This is a genomic window from Pseudocitrobacter sp. CD920760, from assembly GCF_057782505.1.
On sequence record NZ_CM173490.1, the window covers coordinates 2559741 to 2578694 of the forward strand.

The window sequence follows — 18954 nt, forward strand, 5'->3', positions numbered from 1 at the left end:
ATCTTAAATAAAATTTAACTCACTGTTTACATTAGACAAGGTGGCTGGAATAACAAGGAAGTTGGCGAATAACGTTTATTTTTTTGTTAATTGTTTGTTTTTTAATCGTATTTTTTATCGATTTTCGATTTCAACAAGATGTTCTATTCCTGAGGCTATTGCACGAGTGAGCGGCTGGTCTATGCTGAAAAAAGACGAACGGCCGGTGCGCTGGCTTTTTGAATTAAAACGATAATCCTCGCGTCCCGGTGGCAGATATGAAAAGGGTACTGCTCGCGGTATTACTTTGCTTTTTCCCCTCGCTGGTGTTTTTTTCTCATGCGGCGGAGCCCCGCCAGGAGCCGACGCAACAGGAACGCGCACGGACGGTCTATATCTTCCACCAACCCGTCGTCATGTTGCAGGCCAAATTTGGCCTCACCACGCCTGAAGAACGGGTGCTGCGCATCCATAATACGCTGCGAAACTTTACCCAGGCCGACGTTCAGTCGGCGTTAACGATCGTCCCTGTTGTGCGCTATAACCAGCAGGGGAGACTTATCGTGATGAACGGCAAGTCGGTAATGCTTCTGACGCAAGGCGATCTGGACGAAGGTGACGATCTCACGCTCGATCAGGCTGCACAGCGGGTGCTGGCGCGCATGGAAGCTCAACGCACGGCGCTGCGCGATCAGTATGACAGCGGCTGGCTGGCGCTGTCGGTAGTGAAAACGGTTGGCGGACTGCTGGGGTTGGTGGTGTTCTGGTATGGCGCTTATCGCTCATGGCGCGTAGTCAGACGCTATTACCGTCGGCGCATCATAGAGAATCGAAGCTGGCTCCCCCAGCGCTGGCGACGTTTTACCGGCGCTATCGAAACGCGGCTCTATGCGGTGTTGATGGTGATGTTAGGCATTGTTGCGTTGTATGCCTGGCTGCGCTGGGTATTCAGTTTGTTCCCCTGGACGCGCGTCTGGGGGGAATCATTGGGTGACTGGTCCGTACGCGTCGTGCGTGAGATTGCCCTGTCGATAGTCTCCGCCTTGCCGGGGCTATTGATCGTTCTGATCATCTTCGTGATTACCGCATTCATTCTGAAGTTGCTGAAAATGGTGCTTAATCAGGTTGAAGCAGGGCGGTTGCAGCTCCCTGGTATTCATCCAGAAACCGTCGGGGCGACCCGCAAACTGATATCGGTCGTGGTGTGGTTATTTGCACTTTCGGCGGCGTATCCCTTCCTGCCAGGGGCGAACTCGCTGGCCTTTAAGGGGATTAGCGTTTTCTTTGGGTTAATGCTCACGCTGGGCTCGGCGGGCGTGATGAACCACGCCATGAGCGGGTTAGTGCTGATTTATTCACGCGCATTACGCAAAGGCGATGTCATACGGGTGGCGGATAATGAAGGTCTGGTCAGTGAAATCGGTATGCTGGCGACAAAAATTATCACCCGTGAAAACTACGTTGTGACCGTTCCCAACGCGGTGGTGGTGAGTGGAAAAATCACTAACCTTAGTGCGCAGAGTGTGAATGGCGGTATCAATTTAACAGTGGGTGTGACGATCGGTTACGACACGCCCTGGCGTCAGGTTCATGCGATGCTGGAACTGGCGGCAAAACGGGCAAAAGGGATTGACCTGACGCTTGCGCCACTGGTGCGTCAGTTGAGCCTGATGGACTGGTATATTGCCTATGAACTTCAGGTGCGATTGCAGCCGGGTCAGTCGCTGGCCACCGCCCGAAACGAACTGTTTAGCAATATTCAGGATGTCTTTAACGAATTCAACGTACAGATAATGTCGCCAAACTTTGTGATGCAGCCTGAGGGGGCGGTGATGGTTGCCAAAGAGAACTGGTACACGCCGCCTGCTGCTCCGCCTGAGGGCAGCAAATAGCGGGCAAATTAAATTCCTCTACACTTCAACGCGTTTTTCTTTCTCCGTGAAAAGTGGCTTGATTCATTCCTGAAATTCATAATACTGTATATAAATACAGTATAAGGTGTTTACGGTCATGATGTACAAACTTGCAGAACAACGCGAGAGCGTAATTACGCCTCTTTTCAGTGACTTAGTGCCATGCGGCTTTCCCAGCCCGGCACGCGATTACGTTGAGCGGGGAATCGATCTCAACGAATTTATGGTGGCGCACCCCAGTGCGACCTATTTTGTCCGCGCCACGGGCGATTCTATGATCGACGCGGGCATCGGCAATGGTGATTTGCTGGTGGTTGACAGCGCGAGAACCGCCAGACACGGCGATATAATTATCGCCGCTATCGATGGCGAATTTACCGTCAAGCGCCTGCAACTGCGCCCGATAATCCAGCTGGTTCCCTGCAACCCGGCCTATGCGCCTATCCGCATTAACGAAGATATGCCGCTGGATATTTTTGGCGTGGTGACGTTTATCGTGAAAGCGGCCTGCTGACCATGTTTGCGCTGGTGGATGTGAACAGTTTTTATGCCTCCTGCGAAACGGTGTTCAGGCCGGATCTCAAAGGCAAACCGGTGGTGGTGCTGTCGAATAACGACGGCTGCGTCATTGCCCGTAGCGCAGAGGCGAAGTCACTGGTGGCAATGGGAGAACCCTATTTTAAACAGAAGGAGCAGTTTCGCCGTCACGGCGTGGTGGCGTTTAGCAGCAATTATGAACTTTAGTAAGTTAAGTGGAATGCAACACCTGATTGGGCCATTTGAACTAAACTGCACCTGTTTCTCTGTCAAAAGAGGTCAACATGATGGTCAGCAATCCACTTTTTACTGCCAGTATGCATCTTGTTGAGCAATGGCTCGGACTTCTGACTGACCTGGGTCGGGCTGAAGCAACGACTAAAGCCTACCGAGGAGCACTGACACATTACTTACGCTACTGCGAAGCGGAATCAATTCCTCCTACATCAGCCCATTTTGAGGATTTTTCCGGTTATATTCGCCCACAATTACCAGGAATGGCGCATCCGGTATCCAGTTCCACACTCCAGTTGCGCATCTCTGCTATTCGGCTCTGGTACGATTATCTTTATTACCAAGAGCTTTGTGAAACCAGCCCTGTTCCTCGGGCGATGTTGCCTGGTCCAGTTTTCAGCGGACGTGGGCTTGTGCCTCGTATCACGCGCCTTCCACGTATTCCAGATGATCATGGCTGGTTTACTCTGCTGCAACAGGCTGCCACCGCAACGTTACGCGACCGGCTAATGCTAACTCTGGCTTACTATGGTGCATTAAGGCGAGCTGAAGTGACGGCACTTCGAGTTGACGATCTTGATTTAGGTCTTCGATTAATCCGTATTCGTGCTGAAACCACCAAGAATCATAGAGAGCGTATTGTCTGTTACAGTCCGGCGGTAGCACCTGTACTTGCAGCCCATTTGCAACACCTACGGCAAAGTGGTGTTTCTGGTGGCCCATTATTTCGTTCAATGTCAGATCGGAATTACGGCATGCCACTAAGCATCTGGAGTTGGAGTAAAACCGTCCGTAGTTGGGGGCTCAAATCCGGACTGCCTTATTTTTCAACTCATACATTCCGTCACCTGCGTCTGACTCATCTGGCGCGGGCTGGGTGGTCCTTGCATGAACTTGCAGCATATGCCGGACATCGAGATCCCAGAACTACTCAGATTTATTTACACCTGTCCGGGACAGAACTCGCTGCCAGGATGGCCGGTGCGGTTGCAGAGCTGGATCTGAAAATAGCCAGAATTGTATTTTGATGGTGTGAGGAGATTACTATGAAATCGGACACTGCGACCGAGATTTTCTGGCATCCATTTGATAAAACAGTATATAACCTTAAGACTTTTTTCTCTGAGGAAGAGCGCGCGGCTATCAGTACACCGCAACGCCGCTCTTCCTTTATAAACCAGGTACCCGTTCCACCACTGTTACAGCCATTTTTTGATATTGCCCAGAACATCGACATCCGCGAGGCGCTGACCAAGTGTACCCTTCAGGCAGTACTGGCCGAAATGGCTCGCAGAGATCAACCTTGTATCTGCTGGAGCGAAGAGGTCTGGGAAGGGTTGTATCAGAATTGGCGTATTAGTGGTCCACTTTTGGCCGCCTGGGCTTTCCATCTTGCCAATATACCTTTTCCACTGTACAGCAAGCGATTCCGACAGCCTGCACATTACGCCAAAGCTGCATTTGGAAAATGTTTTTTTCAACAGGAACTGGATCGCTTGTTGGAGGTTCTTGTGGCTCTCGGATATTCCCGTCGGACACAAGAGTTATTCCTCTCGGCAGTATTAGGGATGCTAATGCTGGAAAACGGCGATCCACGACTGGAGAGTTTTACAGAAGAGCTGCTCAAACGAGGCCAGCAGTATCGTACGGAAGGAATCGCCAGAGCTATAGGCAAGGTATCTCACGGACTGGCAGCTATGGGGATTTTGTCCCGTCCATTGCGTATGCGAGGTTACCTTGCATGGAAAGAAAAGCGGACTGATGGGATTGCTGCTGAGTGGGTCGGATGGTGTCAGCGCTGGCGGGAGACATCTGTAATGCGTCCCAAGACCCGCGAGACAAACTACAGTTTTATTTTGCGTATCGGGTTGTGGCTTGCCCGTGACTGTCCTGATATCCGCGAACCTGCTGACTGGACTATGAGTACCTGTGCTAGTTTCATCGCAGCACTGGGAAGAATAAATGTTGATGAGCTTTCTCTGGAGCCTGTGGAGACAAGGCGTGTGTCCGCTCGATCTGGTCAACCACTGATGAGCAATTCCCGGGCATCTTTTTTGTATGCTCTTCGGCGTTTTTTTGTTGATTACGAGCTTTGGGGCTGGGGGCGGCTAAAACTAAACCCGTACCGTCACCTTGCAACCCCCGATACACCATTGTTTAGCCGTGGAGTTAATCCCAGAGTAATTGACGACCCTGTGTGGCTTAAGCTGATCTGGGCCAGCCTGAATTTACGACCGGAGGATATGCTAACAGATAACCATTATCCGTTTGCCTTGCACCAGGCGATGGCGGTTATCTGGACTCATGCCGGATTACGCCAGAATGAATTATTACGATTGAGCACAGGCTGTGTGCATGAACAGACAGATGACATTGTACACGACGATGGCAATATTATCCCAGCCGGAACTTTATGCTACCTGGATGTTCCGGCTGGAAAAACGTCGAAGGCATTTGTCAAACCTGTCGCCGGTGTTGTGAAAAAATATGTGGATTTGTGGTTACAGGAACGCCCAGTCGAACAGGCTCCCTTAACAGATGAACGAACGGCTGAAAGGATCAATTATTTATTCCAATACAGGGGAAAAAAGGCAGGTGGTACATTATTGAATAATACGATCATCCCGATACTCTGTGCCCGGGCTGGGGTGCCGGTCGAAGACAGCCGTGGACGGATCACCAGCCACCGGGGAAGAGCTTCAGCGGTCACCGCACTGGCCAGCGTACCACAAGGGATGACCTTGCATGAGTTAATGGAGTGGTCCGGACATAGCTGCCCGCGATCAACCCTGCACTACATCCGCATTCGCCCAACACGGCTGGCGGCTTCTTTTGTGAAAGCGGACAAAATTTCCCATATGATCAGCGTGCTGATCGATCATGACAGTCAGGCACTAACGCCATCAGGGCCTGCTCTGTACTATGATTTAGGCGATTTGTATTGCACCAATCCGTTTTGGAGCAGTTGCCCACACAGAATGGCCTGCATTGGCTGTGATTTTAGCTTGCCGAAAAGCAGTTCCCAGGCACTGGCTCTTGAAAGTAAAGCCTCTATACGCCGGTATCTTGAGGAAGTCCCGCTAACTCCGGATGAGAAAGCAATTGCGGAAGGTGATATTGATAAGCTGACTGCATTCATTAAAAAAATGGCTAGTCAGCCACCACCTCAAAAAGACTAAACCTTAAGGGCTCCCTGCGTCACCAACACTAATTTTTATTGATGTAAATCAGAATTCGATTAAATTCTCATTTGGCCACTTGAAATCAAGCGAAGCGGCTCCATTTGTTGTTTAATTCACAACAAATGCGGGGGGCAATATGAGTCTTCAAAACAAATTTAAGAATTTTCACGATGCTATCAAGTTAGGAAGGAAGGACCTAGAGTACACGACGGCCCGCCTCAAGGACGATAGCATAACTGCCGATATCGTTGAACGATTCAAAGAAGATGGATATCCGGTTGTTGAGGATTTCATTCAAGGGTCTTTGGCGACCTTCACGGGTATCCGGGAAAAAGGCCAGGATTTCGATATTGATCGTGCAATAGTAATCGAAGCGGAGCTGGCCCCAGAAAACCCAATAACACCTAAGCTCGCTGTACTTGAAGTACTGGAAGGCCGGGGTTTTAAAAATGCTAAGATCAAAAAACCTTGTGTGACTGCTGATTACAAGGCTGATGACCTTCATATCGATATCCCAATTTACCGCAAGTACGATAACGGTCAATACGAACTGGCCGTTGGCAAGAAACATTCAGCTGATGATAACCGTGAGTGGGCCAGATCTGCGCCACGTGAACTTATCGACTGGGTGAATAATTACGACGCTAATGAAACTTATGGCTCGAATAAGCATGACCAGTTTCGACGTATTGTCAGATACCTCAAGCGCTGGAGAAATTTTACATTTGGCGATGATGTACGCCGTAAAGTCTACTCAATTGGTATAGCTGTCATGGTCAAGGAATCCTTCGTTTCCTCCATCAACGATGAAGGCTTCCCTGATGACCTCACTGCACTGAGAAAAACAATCAACCACATACTTAACTATCGTAGCTATTTCACTCAGGTTGACGTGGATAAATACAGTGTCAATGTTACGCTTCCAGTGAGCCCTTACAGAGATATTTTTCATAGCAGTAGTATCGTCACAGGAACACAGTTTCGCAACAAGCTGAGCGCACTGTTGAAAACCTTGGATAAGGTTGCTGATGAAGAGCAAGAGTCAAAACAGTGTGAGTTGCTACGAAATGCATTCGGTGAAGATTTTCCTGAGTGCGCTGAAACATCATCTGCATCGTCAAATGCTGTTAAAACTGTTTTCGCAACTGCCGGAGTAGTGGGGACATCGCAAGGCGCATGAATTATTCAGTCATCATGGCTCACTTGAATGAATGCGGATACAAGGTCTCCGCAATTCCATCAAAGACTGCAGAGGTCGGATTCTTAATCGTCGAACTGGAGATAAACGGTGTGCCAGTTACTCTTTGGCATATCGCTGTTCCTGAACTCTCGAAAATGCCCAGCTTTCTCCTAGCTGAGCCATCAACATTGCCCAGGCTTGCGCACACTGCGTTCTATCCTGGAAGCAAATTTGCAAGCATTTGTGTGAATGTTCCTGATGCTGTATCCGTGAATTTTGAGTGTCCTGAGCTAGCTTTCGAAGAATCGCTAAAACGCCATGTTTCTTTGTTAAGCCAAGCCTTAATCGATAATGAATGGAATACAAAGGAATTACTTCGGGAGTTTGAAGCTGGCTGGTTGAATATCGTTGAGCCCGGCATTACCCCCTTTCTCTGTTTAACTGAAAGCGAAACACCAGAAGAGTTGTGCGTTCTGAAGCCAAGTAAAGGCAGCGTAGGTCTGGGAAAATATCATTTAGGCTATGCTGAAGAGGCAGTCCCAGATAATATTTTTTCACCTATCAATCAGCTTCTAAAAAATCGTCAAGCTGCAAAAGGTAACGGATTCGTCATACCGTTGAGCGTGATAAAACCTTCTCCATGGAAAAAGGATGAACTTACTGACTGGTATCTAGATTTGCTATCAGATCTACCGACAAATGTTCAGACAAAATTAACTCAGAAATTTGCTCAAAAGCGTTCACATGAGTTTTGGCTAATCTTCAATGCCCAAACCCCCTCTGGAATCACATGGTTTGGAATCCATTTTTCCCAAAAAAACGCTGGCAAAGGTCGGAAAACATTGCCTTTCAAACATTCACATCTGGCCGAATGGGTGCTTGAACCCTTCATCGTGTTAACTTTTAATAAAGAAAGGATTATGCCCCGGAGTGGAGCGGAACAATCCCTTACTAGCAAAAAAGTTATGCTTGTTGGATGTGGTTCCGTAGGAGGAGATGTTGCAGATAAACTCGCTGCCTCTGGCGTTGGCCATATAGATTTATACGATCCAGAGACACTTTCACTGAACAATCTTTATCGCCACATTTTGCCACCTCAGTATGTCTCATACCATAAATCGAGTGCATTATGGCATAGCCTCACCAGCAAGTATCCATGGCTTGAGATTGGAAGTTACACTGGTAAGCTACTTGATTTGAGGCACCGTGATTTACTAATGAAGTATGATCTAATCATCATAGCGATAGGAGCACCGACCCAGGAACGGTTGTTTCATGATTATTTAATTAAAGAAAAAATTAATGTCCCAGTTATTAACACATGGGTTGAAGGGTATGGCATAGGGGGGCACGCCGTTCTGGCGATTCCTGGAACAAAAGGATGTTTACGTTGTGCATATGTTGACCCAACTGATTTTTCAAGAGGACTAGCTTCTAACTTGAATTTTTTGGCTCCGAATCAAGATTTGACTAAAAACCATGCTGGATGTGGCGATGCGTTCCTACCATATTCATACATAGCCTCAACTCAGACTGCTCTTATCACCGCTAATCTCGGAGTAAAATATCTTCTTAATAAAATTCGAGACTCATCCAGAGTAAGCTGGAAGGGGAGTTCTGAGGATGCGATAGCAAATGGATTCAAATTAAGTGGTAGGTATTACGCATTTACTCGTATATTAGAAGTGCTACCCTTGTTTAATGAAGAGTGTGATATCTGCAATGGATAATGCTGATGCTCTAATTGTCGATACTGAATATTTTAGTCTCCACATCTCAAAGAAAGTGATTGGGATCTGGCAGGGGTTTCGACAGTTTAAACCAATGGATCCCGAGGCATTTGGAGTGCTCGTTGGCGATAAAGAACTTGAGATTGAACGTTACGGATTAGTTGAAATCACGGTTCCACAGAAAGAAGATCGATGTTCAAGAATGAATTTTACTCTCAGAGATCCCGAACATCAGCGTATTGTTGATCGCTTGTATAATGACTCTGAAGGTCAATTGATTTACTTTGGTACGTGGCATACACATCCTGAAAAAAATCCCCATGCGTCATACATCGATATAAGGGACTGGAAACAATGTAGGTTACGAAATCCTGTACAAAGGCTTTTTTTTATAATAATTGGAACAGAGAAAAACGCGCTTTACTATTTTGAAGGTGAAAATATTTTGCGACAGGAATTCTGAGGAGGGGAAATGAACAATGCAACACTCATGTATCTGATAAAAATTATTTTTAGGCCGAAAGATCAATTGTCCCGACTGACGTTTGGGGTACTTAAAATTGGAATGGCGGGATTAGTTGGAGGATGGGGAGTAAATCTTGTTTTCTCCGAAGAATTTCTTAAGAAAAATGTTAATATTATCGATGGATTAACGTTTACTTATCAAAAATGCTCTGATCTTGCTCTCTTTTTTGGTGTGATTTTTCTGGTTGCTGGGTTTGGTCTTTGGGGAATTTGTGCTTACTTCGCTCTTCGAGATTTGAATAAGCGAGACATTGCTCTTATTCGTGCGTATGGGTTCGAAAATACGGATTCACAAGCTGCGGAGAAAATACTCTCTTCCAGAGAAAAAGCAAAAATATTAAATGTGGACTTTAAAGCATTTGATTCAAGGGACAAAAATAACAATTTATCCAATGCAGGTTTTATTCGGCAGATAATTCAAGAAAGAATATATCACACCGATGCGGCAATTGCTTATGTTGCTGCACTTGGCAGTGTGCCATATCTGTATATGGTTGGTAGCTTCATGACGGATGGGCACTTACCATTAAAGTTGTTTGATTTTGACCGGGATAAAAGAACTTTTCACCCTCTTGACGCACCGCCGACAAATGCAAAGTTAGTAAAATGCTACAGCGGTCAGAATATTCATGATAGTAAGTGTGCGCCATCAAATAATGGAAAGGTTATCGGTCTTGCAATTTCATTCACGATGGAAATTTTAGAAAAAGATCTTCCTGTTGAATTTATTGGCCATACTTTACATGTTCGACTGGATACAGGATTCCGATTTGATAATCTCCCTGCGGAGGACGAGCAAGAAAAAATAGTGAAGGAAATTAGCTATATTATCTCTGAATTAAAAAAACAGGCAGACGAAGTTCATCTTTTTGTCTCTGCACAAGCATCAGTAGTCGTTCGGCTTGGTACTCTTTACCAGGAAGGCTTGCATGGTGTTATAAATATTTGGCACTGGAACTCTATTGCTAACAAATATGAATGGTGTATAAAAGTGACTAGCAAGAACGTGAGTTAACGATTTATTCAACATTTATAGTTTTTTCAAATTGATAACTTTCTTATAATGCCCTGATATATGAAATTATAACTCAGGGCTAAATGTATATAACGCATGTGTTAAATGAACCCAACATCTACTTATAAGTCTTCAGTTGCTCCCCTTTCTTCTATCGTATCTGAACGGTTTGCGTATATCCTTTCCGAACATTGCTGGACAAAATCTATCACAACCTTTATGTTGTCTGAAAAAATATTGAAAATCATAACGTTCTAATCTTTTAGTTCAAAACTACTCGAAGTGGCTGTTGCGAAGAACGAGGGGCATTATTTTTAACGCGATGATTCAACATACCACAATCCCTCCGACAATTAAGGATTTGGCTTTTCGAGATCATTACGTTTTTTTGATGTGAGTCTCATTATTACTCTATTTTTAAAATTAAAATGACTAATTGTATGAACAATACAAATTCATCTTCAAACATTTTATTTTTATATAGCATATGGAAAATACTAATGCGATTACACACCCTTAAAATAAATGGTTTCAAAAGAATTCACAATGCTCAGGTCAAATTTGGTGACGCCACGTTTTTAATTGGTTCTAACAACGCAGGGAAAAGTTCAGTTTTAAAGGCCATTGAGTGGTTATTGTCTGATAAAAAAAGAATGACCTCAGACTGTTTTTGTTCCGAAGTTGATGCCGAAACTGGTGAAAACAAAATATCCTGTAAAGAAATCATACTTGAAGCTGAGTTCAGAAATGTTCCAGATGACGCTAAATCGTGGAGAGGATTTAAAGGAAGAGTTTTTTCTTATGATCCAACCGATAGTGGAGAAACTGGGAATAGCATTTTTTATAGAAAGAGCTATACATTGGGTGAAGATGTTTTAATTGAATTAAAATCACTCAAGAGAGAACTAAAGAAAGACTTTGAGAATCTTAAGAAGCCTCTGGAATTTATTGAAGCCGGAGTCGACGCTGCAATCATTACCGAACTATTCTCAGCTTTAGAAAAAAACATAAGTGGCAGTGAGAAGTCAAAACTCGAGCTCATAGATGATATTTGGGACGTAACAGAAGAAGAGATCTGGGACAAAAACCCAGGAGGCATAGGTGGCGTGGTACTTTCAAAACTACCAAGTTTTTTACTTATTCCCGCCGAATCAGGAGCTAATGAAATTGAAGATAAAACTGGAGTGCTTCAAAAAACGCTAAACGAACTATTTAAAGATGTTAGAGGAGGATCAGACAATTACAAGCGTGCCCAAGAATGTTTAAATGAACTTGCTAAAGAATTAAACCCTTCCGATGAAAAATCAGAATTTGGGATAATGATGGGTGAGCTAAACAAAGTTCTTTGCGGTGTATTCCCTGAGTCAAAAATCTATGCACTCGCCGATCTTTCCAATCCTGACACGGCATTGTCACCTACTTTCTCCATTGAAATGTCAAGTAATATACGAACTACAGTATCTAACCAAGGAACCGGTATGGTAAGGGCCGCTGTTTTTGGTCTGCTAAGATTCAGGCAGGAGTGGTTAAGAAAAAGAGGTGACGACGCAAGGAGTCTTATCATTGGCTTTGAGGAACCTGAAATATATCTTCATCCAAGTGCAGCCAATCAAATGAGAGATATTATCTATGAATTATCAGGCCTATCATCTCAAATAATTGCCACAACTCACTCCCCTTATCTCATCGATCTTTCTAGGAAACCAAGACAAGTATTGAATAGATTCCATTATGAATCCTCTCATACCTCAATCAACCCATTCTCTGTGACCGAAAAATACAAACAACTATCAAAAGATGACAAGAATTATGTAAAAATGATAATGAAATTAGATGATCATATGTCGCGTATATTTTTTACTAAAAAGGTTATAATAGTAGAGGGTGATACAGAGGAAATTGTTTTCAAGGAAGCGCTTCGGAGGGTGCCTGCACTTTCTAGAAATAAAATACTAACCAACACCGAATTAGTTAAAGCACGAGGAAAGGCTGCTATAATAGGATTAATAAAATATCTTTCTGCATTAGATGTTGACTTTATAGTTATTCACGATAGAGATCAGGGAGTTAAGGGGGCGGAAGTATTTAACCCACATATACTAGAAGCCGCTGGCGGCCATGAAAAAGTAATTGTTGTAGAGGAGTGTATTGAAGATCTTCTTGGCTATCCAGCTCCAACATCTGAGAAACCATTTAATGCCTATCAACAAACATTAGGATGGGGAGATGATTTTGATGGAATCCCTGATAAATTAAAAGAAGTTATGCAAAGAATTTATAATGCGTGGCTATAAAATAATTAAAGCATACAACTTAAGGGGTCTAATGATGGATCTGATAGTCAGATCCATCATTTTATAGAGCAGCCATCTAAATTATTAGTATAAAGATATACTAATAAAATTTTCAGACACAAGATCAGACGTCGCAATGCATAAATTAGAGGAGAATGAATGTTCAAGCAGACTATGCTCCGACAAATTTGCGCATGCGCAAATTACTTGAACTCAATTTTGTGACAGAATTTTGGTGATGCTGATTTTGAGTAAACCGACTTTACTGCTGGCTGATAACCTAACATACCTCTCGCAACCTTTACCGCTTGCTCTTCATAACGTTGGTGACTTCGCTTCTTCACATTGGCCGGTGATTCGATTTCAACCTTAGGATCTTTTTCAGCTTTCATTGGATACCTCTTCAGCTATTTTCTCCGTTCAGCTTTCAATTTTTGCTGATGCAAATCGTACATGTATTGGAGACGCATCCAGAACTCAGGTGTACCGCCCATTAAAGCTGCAATATGAACAGCCATCCCAGCGGTCAACGACAACTTCCCTTCAAGAAACTCTGCTGCAATCTGGGTTTCATTCACAAAGCTTTGAGCACTCTTCTGAAGTGGTTTACTGAATTTGGCCACCTGAACAGAGGTGATATGCTCATCTCAGAACAATACAGGTGTCCCAATGAAAAAAAGAAATTTCAGCGCAGAGTTTAAACGCGAATCCGCTCAACTGGTCCTTGATCAGAACTACACCGTTGCAGCTGCGGCCAGTGCTATGAATGTGGGTCTTTCGACAATGACGCGATGGGTAAAGCAGTTGCGGGATGAACGACAGGGCAAAATACCTAAAGCCTCCCCTATAACCCCGGAACAGATTGAAATACGTCAGCTGAAGAAAAAGCTACAACGCATTGAAATGGAAAACGACATATTAAAAAAGGCTACCGCGCTCTTGATGTCAGACTCCCTGAACAGTTCTCGTTAATCGGGAAACTCAGAGCGCAGTATCCTGTGGTCACACTCTGCCACGTGTTCGGGGTTCATCGCAGCAGCTACAAATACTGGGAAAAAAGCCCCGAAAAGCCAGACGGCAGGCGAGCGGTGTTACGCAGTCAGGTTCTGGAGCTGCATAACATCAGCCATGGCTCTGCTGGCGCAAGAAGTATAGCGATTATGGCAACCCTGAGAGGCTTCAGAATGGGACGCTGGCTTGCCGGCAGGCTCATGAAAGAACTGGGGCTGGTGAGTTGTCAGCAACCTACCCACCGGTATAAACGCGGTGGTCATGAACACATCGTTATCCCGAATCGTCTTGAGCGACAGTTCGCAGTGACAGAGCCTAATCAGGTGTGGTGCGGCGATGTGACGTATATCTGGACAGGCAAGCGTTGGGCTTACCTCGCTGTTGTTCTCGATCTGTTCGCAAGGAAACCGGTGGGCTGGGCAATGTCATTCTCACCAGACAGCAGGCTGACCATCAAAGCGCTGGAAATGGCGTGGGAAATTCGCGGTAAACCAGTCGGAGTGATGTTCCACAGTGACCAGGGTAGCCACTATACAAGTAGGCAGTTCCGGCAGTTACTGTGGCGTTGCCGGATCAGGCAGAGTATGAGCCGACGTGGAAACTGTTGGGACAACAGCCCGATGGAACGCTTCTTCAGAAGTCTGAAAAACGAGTGGGTGCCAGTGACAGGTTATATAAACTTTAGCGAAGCTGCTCATGCGATCACAGACTATATCGTCGGTTATTACAGCTCGCTAAGGCCGCATGACTATAACGGTGGGTTACCCCCAAACGAATCGGAAAACCGATACTGGAAAAACTCTAAAGCTGTGGCCAGTTTTAGTTGACCACTTCATTCCCCATATCAGCCAGATCACGTGCAATGATGACACCAGGATGAGATACTGTATATTGCCGCATTAGACATACCTCTTTCAAGATGAAGTGCAAGCCATTATTTCGCAATGAATAATGGATATATGATAACTAGTTTTGCTTATCGTTTGCAGCTCCATAAAAAGGCCAGCATTTCTGTAGCATCTTTATTGGCATAAAAGCGTCTAATTTTTTCATTAAACTCCTGAGAACGAAAAGCAGGAATACTGATGGGTTCGAATCCATTACTCATCAGCCAGCCATTCATCATGTAAAAACCAGTACGTTGATTCCCTTTAGAAAAGAACTGTTGAAACATACAAAATAGGAAAAAAATCATCGCAGCTTCGATAGGTGGCATTGTCAACATGAGTTGAAAATTTTCCATGAAAATTCTATTTAACTCAGACACTTCTGTGTTTTCCTGATGAATACAATGCACGCCCTCATCACGAAAAATACCCGGCTCAGGCGTTTCGTTACGTGTAATAATATTGTTTAGCAACGTGAGTGTTTCTTTGTCCAAACAGAAGCGACCAGACCTAATCAGTTTTAAAAGCTTTCTGCTACTATCAACCAGATTAGTTACCTGCTCAACATCTTTGACCTTATGACCACCAATCGTCACACCTCCAAGCAGAGTTTGAATATCGACAAACGTTAAGGGGTTATTTTCCAGTTTGGCAACATTCCAGATAAACTCCGCCATACGTTGGTTATAGATAGCTACAACACGGGCAACACTCCCGGCCTCTGAAGCTGGGAGCACATTGGCATCATAGTTGAAGCCGAGAGATGTAGTGACAATCATTGAACGGTTCCGTTGGTTCCAGAACCACCAGTCTATACTTCCTGCTTGCAAAACTAAATTTGCCCTTACTTCAACAAGATCACAATACGCGCTTATGAACTACTTGCTTTACTTCTCCATTGCACAATACTGTATGCATGACCAGTATTTATTGCGAGTGAATCAACATGTCTCTTTGGAGTGGAATTTTTATATTTAACAATATAATCATATTGTTAAATGACTTTTTGACGTATGAAAACTATAGAATACAAGATCCTGTATTTTGTCCTTTTTCTGCTCATGAAGACCTATGATCATGGGTGTATTTCCATCCCCAGCACAGGATTACGTCGAAAATGAACTGGATTTAAATGAGCTCTGTATACGTCGACGAGCCTCTACTTTTTTTGTACGCGCCAGCGGTTGCAGTATGCAGGAACCAGGTCTTTGTGATGGCGACATTCTGGTGGTTGATCGCGCTGAGGAAGCCATTCATGGCGATATTGTTGTCGTGGAAGTCGATGGCGAGTTTACCGTTAAACGTCTTCAACTGAAGCCCTGCCTTGCGCTTTTGCCTATGAGTCCAGCATTTCCAATTATTTATCCCGATGAATTGCAATTACTTGGTGTTGTTACGTGGTTTCTCAACTGCACTCGTACTCGACGGAGGTAACGATGCCAATGTTTGGTCTTGCGGATGTAAACTCATTTTATGCCAGTTGTGAGGCGTTGTTTCGCCCAGATTTGCGAGGCAAACCGATTGTTGTTCTTAGTAACAACGACGGATGTGTTATCGCACGCAATGCTGGTGCAAAAGCGTTAGGAATAAAAATGGGTGTGCCCTGGTTCCAGATTAAAAATCAGAGTTATAGGGAAAAGGTGCACGTTTTCAGTTCAAACTATGCGCTTTATCATAGCCTTAGTCAGAGAGTCATGAGCGCTCTTGAGGAGATTACACCGCGAGTTGAACAGTACAGCATCGATGAAATGTTTCTCGATTTGACGGGCATTGATAGTTGCGAAGATTTTGAACATTTTGGCCGACGCCTCAAAGCGCATGCCCTGAATACCGTTGGGCTACCCATTGGCGTTGGTATTGGGCAGACCAAAACCCTGGCCAAATCGGCCCAATGGGCCAGCAAGGAGTGGAAACAGTTTCGCGGCGTCCTGGCGCTCACACCGGATAATTCGAAACGCACCATGACGCTGCTGGAAAATCAGCCCGTAGAAGAGGTTTGGGGCGTGGGCAGGAAAATAGGCAAACGCCTTAATCTGATGGGTATTAAAAATGCTTTACAGCTTGCTCAATCCAGTCCGAGATTTATCCGGGAAAATTTTTCAGTTGTCCTGGAGCGTACCGTACGGGAACTGAATGGAGAGTCCTGCATTCCTCTTGAGGAGCTTCCGCCATCAAAACAGCAGATTATTTGCTCACGCTCCTTCGGTGAGCGCATCACGTCAAAAGCAGCCATGCAGCAGGCACTGTGTCTGTACGCGACACGTGCTGCCGAAAAGCTGAGAGGTGAACGCCAGTTTTGTCGACACATCGGCATATTTATAAGAACCTCACCCCACGCCATTAACGAAGTGTATTACGCCAATAGCGCTGGAGAAAAACTTGCCCTGCCGACCCAGGATACGCGAGACATTATTGAAGTTGCACTGCGTTCACTAGATCGCATTTGGCTGGATGGTCGGCGCTATATGAAAGCCGGTATCGCGCTTGATGATTTTACGCCGAATGGCGTAGCTCAGTTCAACCTTTTTGACGAGAACAAACCCAGAGAGAAAAGCGCCCAACTGATGAAGGTACTGGACGGCATCAATAAGTCCGGGTTGGGCAGTGTGTGGTTTGCGGGTCAAGGCGTAGATACAGCGTGGAAGATGAAGCGAGAAATGCTCAGCCCGGCGTGGACTACCTGCTGGAATGATATTCCGATAGCGCAAATAAAATGAAGAAACTCTCTATTAAAGAAAAGGTTAATAAAATCTTGCTTTTCTATTCCACATAAACGCGGATATGTCAGAACGCGTGATGACGACCCTGGAAGCGCTGGCCCCGAGAGTGGAAATCTACAGTATCGACGAAGCGTTTTGCGATCTTACCGGTGTCAGAAATTGTCGTGATTTAACCGATTTTGGTCGTGAAATTCGCGAAACAATCAGTAAGGGTATGCATTTGACTGTTGGTGTGGGGATCGCGCAAACCAAAACCCTCGCCAAGCTGGCGAATCATGCGGCAAAAAAATGGCAGCATCAAACGGGCGGCGTGGTTGATCTCTCCAGTCTCGAACGGCAGCGTAAACTGATGGCGGCATTTCCGGTCAGTGAAGTGTGGGGTATCGGGCGGCGGATTAGCAAAAAACTGGAAGCAATGGGCATTCACAGCGTACTGGATCTCGCGGATACAGACATCCGCTTTATTCGTAAACATTTTAGCGTAGTACTCGAACGCACGGTGCGCGAGCTGCGCGGCGAAGCGTGTCTTGAACTGGAAGAGTTCGCTCCGGATAAACAGGAAATTATCAGCTCCCGTTCCTTTGGCGCGCCGGTAACGGATTACGAAGATATGCGTCAGGCTATCTGCGAGTACGCCTGCCGGGCGGCAGAGAAGCTGCGTCTGGAACATCAGTATTGCCGGTTTATTTCGGCATTTATTAAAACATCGCCGTTTGCCGCCGGGCAGCCCTATTACGGCAACAGCGCATCGGTAAAATTGCTGACGCCGACGCAGGATAGTCGCGACATCATTAATGCCGCGACGCGCTGTCTGGAGGTTATCTGGAAAGAAGGGCGACGTTATCAGAAAGCGGGCGTAATGCTGGGGGATTTTTTCAGCCAGGGCGTTGCGCAGCTGAATCTGTTTGATGACAATGCGCCGCGCGCGGACAGCGAAGCGTTAATGAGCGTGTTGGATGCCATTAATCACAAGACCGGGCGCGGGACGCTCTATTTTGCCGGGCAGGGTATCGCGCAGCCGTGGCAGATGAAACGGGAATTGCTCTCGCCGCGCTATACCACGCGCATGTCAGATATTGTGTGTGTGCGGTAGTGAAAACAGCTCCAGGGCGATCGCTGCGTCCACATGCTGGTTAAAGGCGTCGTCATTAATATCCGTCATGCCCAGTGCGTACATGCCATCCAGACCGCAAACCAGCGCAATCAGCCGCCAGGCGATGTGCTCGGGGCTATCGCGCAGGGTAAACTCCTGCGCCGCGTGGCCCTGGCGGATAATCGCCGTGGTTTCGTCATGCCAGATATGCATGGTGAGAATATAGGCCGCCTTGATATCGGGATCTTTCGCCGCAATCAGCTGCGCTTCCCGCCAGAGGCGAATATAGGGCTCAAACCCGCCGTCATCGCTGCCAAGCATTGAGCATAAGCGTTCACGCCACGTGGCGTTTTCCGGCAACGGATTAGCATCCAGCAGGGTACGGGTTAAGCGAATAAACGCCTGGGCTTTGAGTTCGCCTGCCGAGGCAAAATGGTGATGGACCTGGCCTGTGGCAACGTTGGCTTCCGTAGCGATCCGCCTGACGGTCATTGCGGGGAAACCTTCGGCCAGCGCCACGCGCATCGCCGCCTGCATAATTTCTTCCCGTCGTTCGTCCTTACTCAGATAACCCATAATTTTTCATCCTCAATAACCGCGCAACGAGTTTAACAAAAAGCTGGACAGTTGTTCAACTTTCCGTAGGATCGCGTT

At 45.8% G+C, this 18954-nt stretch carries 15 protein-coding genes and 2 pseudogenes; 14 read left to right on the forward strand and 3 right to left on the reverse strand.

All coding sequences use genetic code 11. The annotated features are described in order from the left end of the window. Positions 1-257 precede the first annotated feature (257 nt). The 10 genes and pseudogenes from AC1MKH_RS12075 (at position 258) to AC1MKH_RS12120 (ending at position 12589) form a co-directional block, all read left to right on the forward strand. Positions 258-1871 carry a mechanosensitive ion channel family protein gene (locus tag AC1MKH_RS12075; RefSeq protein WP_276221333.1) on the forward strand — a complete coding sequence of 538 codons (1614 nt, stop codon included), beginning with the start codon at positions 258-260 and terminating at the stop codon, positions 1869-1871. Between the two features lie 118 nt (positions 1872-1989). Next, entirely contained in the window at positions 1990-2406 is a 417-nt protein-coding gene (gene umuD, locus AC1MKH_RS12080) for a translesion error-prone DNA polymerase V autoproteolytic subunit (RefSeq protein ID WP_276221331.1), read from the forward strand. A gap of 2 nt (positions 2407-2408) precedes the next feature. Continuing rightward, positions 2409-2633: pseudogene (locus AC1MKH_RS12085) on the forward strand (Y-family DNA polymerase); the annotation flags it as partial. An 80-nt stretch (positions 2634-2713) separates the two neighbouring features. Continuing rightward, positions 2714-3691 carry a tyrosine-type recombinase/integrase gene (locus AC1MKH_RS12090; RefSeq protein ID WP_232018053.1) on the forward strand — a complete coding sequence of 326 codons (978 nt, stop codon included), beginning with the start codon at positions 2714-2716 and terminating at the stop codon, positions 3689-3691. Between the two features lie 18 nt (positions 3692-3709). After that, positions 3710-5842: a tyrosine-type recombinase/integrase gene (locus AC1MKH_RS12095; RefSeq protein WP_126065258.1), complete on the forward strand. Its 2133-nt coding sequence runs from the start codon at positions 3710-3712 to the stop codon at positions 5840-5842. A gap of 139 nt (positions 5843-5981) precedes the next feature. Continuing rightward, positions 5982-7025 (forward strand): nucleotidyltransferase domain-containing protein, encoded by a 1044-nt coding sequence (locus AC1MKH_RS12100; RefSeq protein WP_126065259.1) that lies wholly within the window; start codon positions 5982-5984, stop codon positions 7023-7025. Beyond that, on the forward strand, positions 7022-8755 hold the full coding sequence (locus AC1MKH_RS12105; protein ID WP_126065260.1) for a ThiF family adenylyltransferase: 1734 nt from the start codon (positions 7022-7024) through the stop codon (positions 8753-8755). Before AC1MKH_RS12100 ends, AC1MKH_RS12105 begins: the two co-directional genes overlap by 4 nt. Further along, positions 8748-9218, forward strand: coding sequence for a Mov34/MPN/PAD-1 family protein (locus AC1MKH_RS12110; protein ID WP_126065261.1), 471 nt, complete (start codon positions 8748-8750; stop codon positions 9216-9218). Before AC1MKH_RS12105 ends, AC1MKH_RS12110 begins: the two co-directional genes overlap by 8 nt. Before the next feature lie 9 nt (positions 9219-9227). Further along, positions 9228-10295 carry an SAVED domain-containing protein gene (locus tag AC1MKH_RS12115; RefSeq protein WP_126065262.1) on the forward strand — a complete coding sequence of 356 codons (1068 nt, stop codon included), beginning with the start codon at positions 9228-9230 and terminating at the stop codon, positions 10293-10295. 500 nt (positions 10296-10795) lie between these two features. Beyond that, the gene (locus AC1MKH_RS12120) at positions 10796-12589 is read left to right on the forward strand and encodes an ATP-dependent nuclease (RefSeq protein ID WP_126065263.1); all 1794 of its coding nucleotides are present in this window, start codon (positions 10796-10798) and stop codon (positions 12587-12589) included. Positions 12590-12792: 203 nt separating this feature from the next. Here the strand turns inward: AC1MKH_RS12120 and AC1MKH_RS12125 are convergent, their stop codons facing one another. After that, positions 12793-12981: a hypothetical protein gene (locus AC1MKH_RS12125; RefSeq protein ID WP_126065264.1), complete on the reverse strand. Its 189-nt coding sequence runs from the start codon at positions 12979-12981 to the stop codon at positions 12793-12795. A gap of 277 nt (positions 12982-13258) precedes the next feature. Between AC1MKH_RS12125 and AC1MKH_RS12130 the strand changes: the two genes are divergently transcribed. Then, positions 13259-14427 (forward strand): IS3 family transposase gene (locus tag AC1MKH_RS12130; protein WP_488451776.1). Its coding sequence is split into 2 segments (ribosomal slippage): positions 13259-13508 and positions 13508-14427, totalling 1170 coding nucleotides; the frame shifts between segments, so codons are not numbered across the junction. 149 nt (positions 14428-14576) lie between these two features. Here the strand turns inward: AC1MKH_RS12130 and AC1MKH_RS12135 are convergent. Then, complete coding sequence (locus tag AC1MKH_RS12135) at positions 14577-15266, reverse strand: Fic family protein (RefSeq protein WP_126065266.1); 690 nt, start codon at positions 15264-15266, stop codon at positions 14577-14579. A 292-nt stretch (positions 15267-15558) separates the two neighbouring features. Here AC1MKH_RS12135 and umuD (AC1MKH_RS12140) point away from each other — a divergent pair, with 292 nt between their 5' ends. The 3 genes and pseudogenes from umuD (AC1MKH_RS12140) to umuC (AC1MKH_RS12150) form a co-directional block, all read left to right on the forward strand. Continuing rightward, complete coding sequence (umuD, locus tag AC1MKH_RS12140; RefSeq protein WP_126065267.1) at positions 15559-15921, forward strand: translesion error-prone DNA polymerase V autoproteolytic subunit; 363 nt, start codon at positions 15559-15561, stop codon at positions 15919-15921. A gap of 8 nt (positions 15922-15929) precedes the next feature. After that, on the forward strand, positions 15930-17204 hold the full coding sequence (umuC, locus tag AC1MKH_RS12145) for a translesion error-prone DNA polymerase V subunit UmuC (RefSeq protein WP_126065269.1): 1275 nt from the start codon (positions 15930-15932) through the stop codon (positions 17202-17204). Positions 17205-17250: 46 nt separating this feature from the next. Further along, a pseudogene (gene umuC / locus AC1MKH_RS12150) lies at positions 17251-18300 on the forward strand (translesion error-prone DNA polymerase V subunit UmuC); the annotation flags it as partial. Here umuC (AC1MKH_RS12150) and AC1MKH_RS12155 read toward each other — a convergent pair. Beyond that, positions 18277-18876, reverse strand: a complete 600-nt coding sequence (locus tag AC1MKH_RS12155; protein ID WP_276221318.1) for a TetR family transcriptional regulator — start codon at positions 18874-18876, stop codon at positions 18277-18279. The pseudogene umuC (AC1MKH_RS12150) and the gene AC1MKH_RS12155 sit on opposite strands and share 24 nt — an antisense overlap. Between the last annotated feature and the right edge of the window lie 78 nt (positions 18877-18954).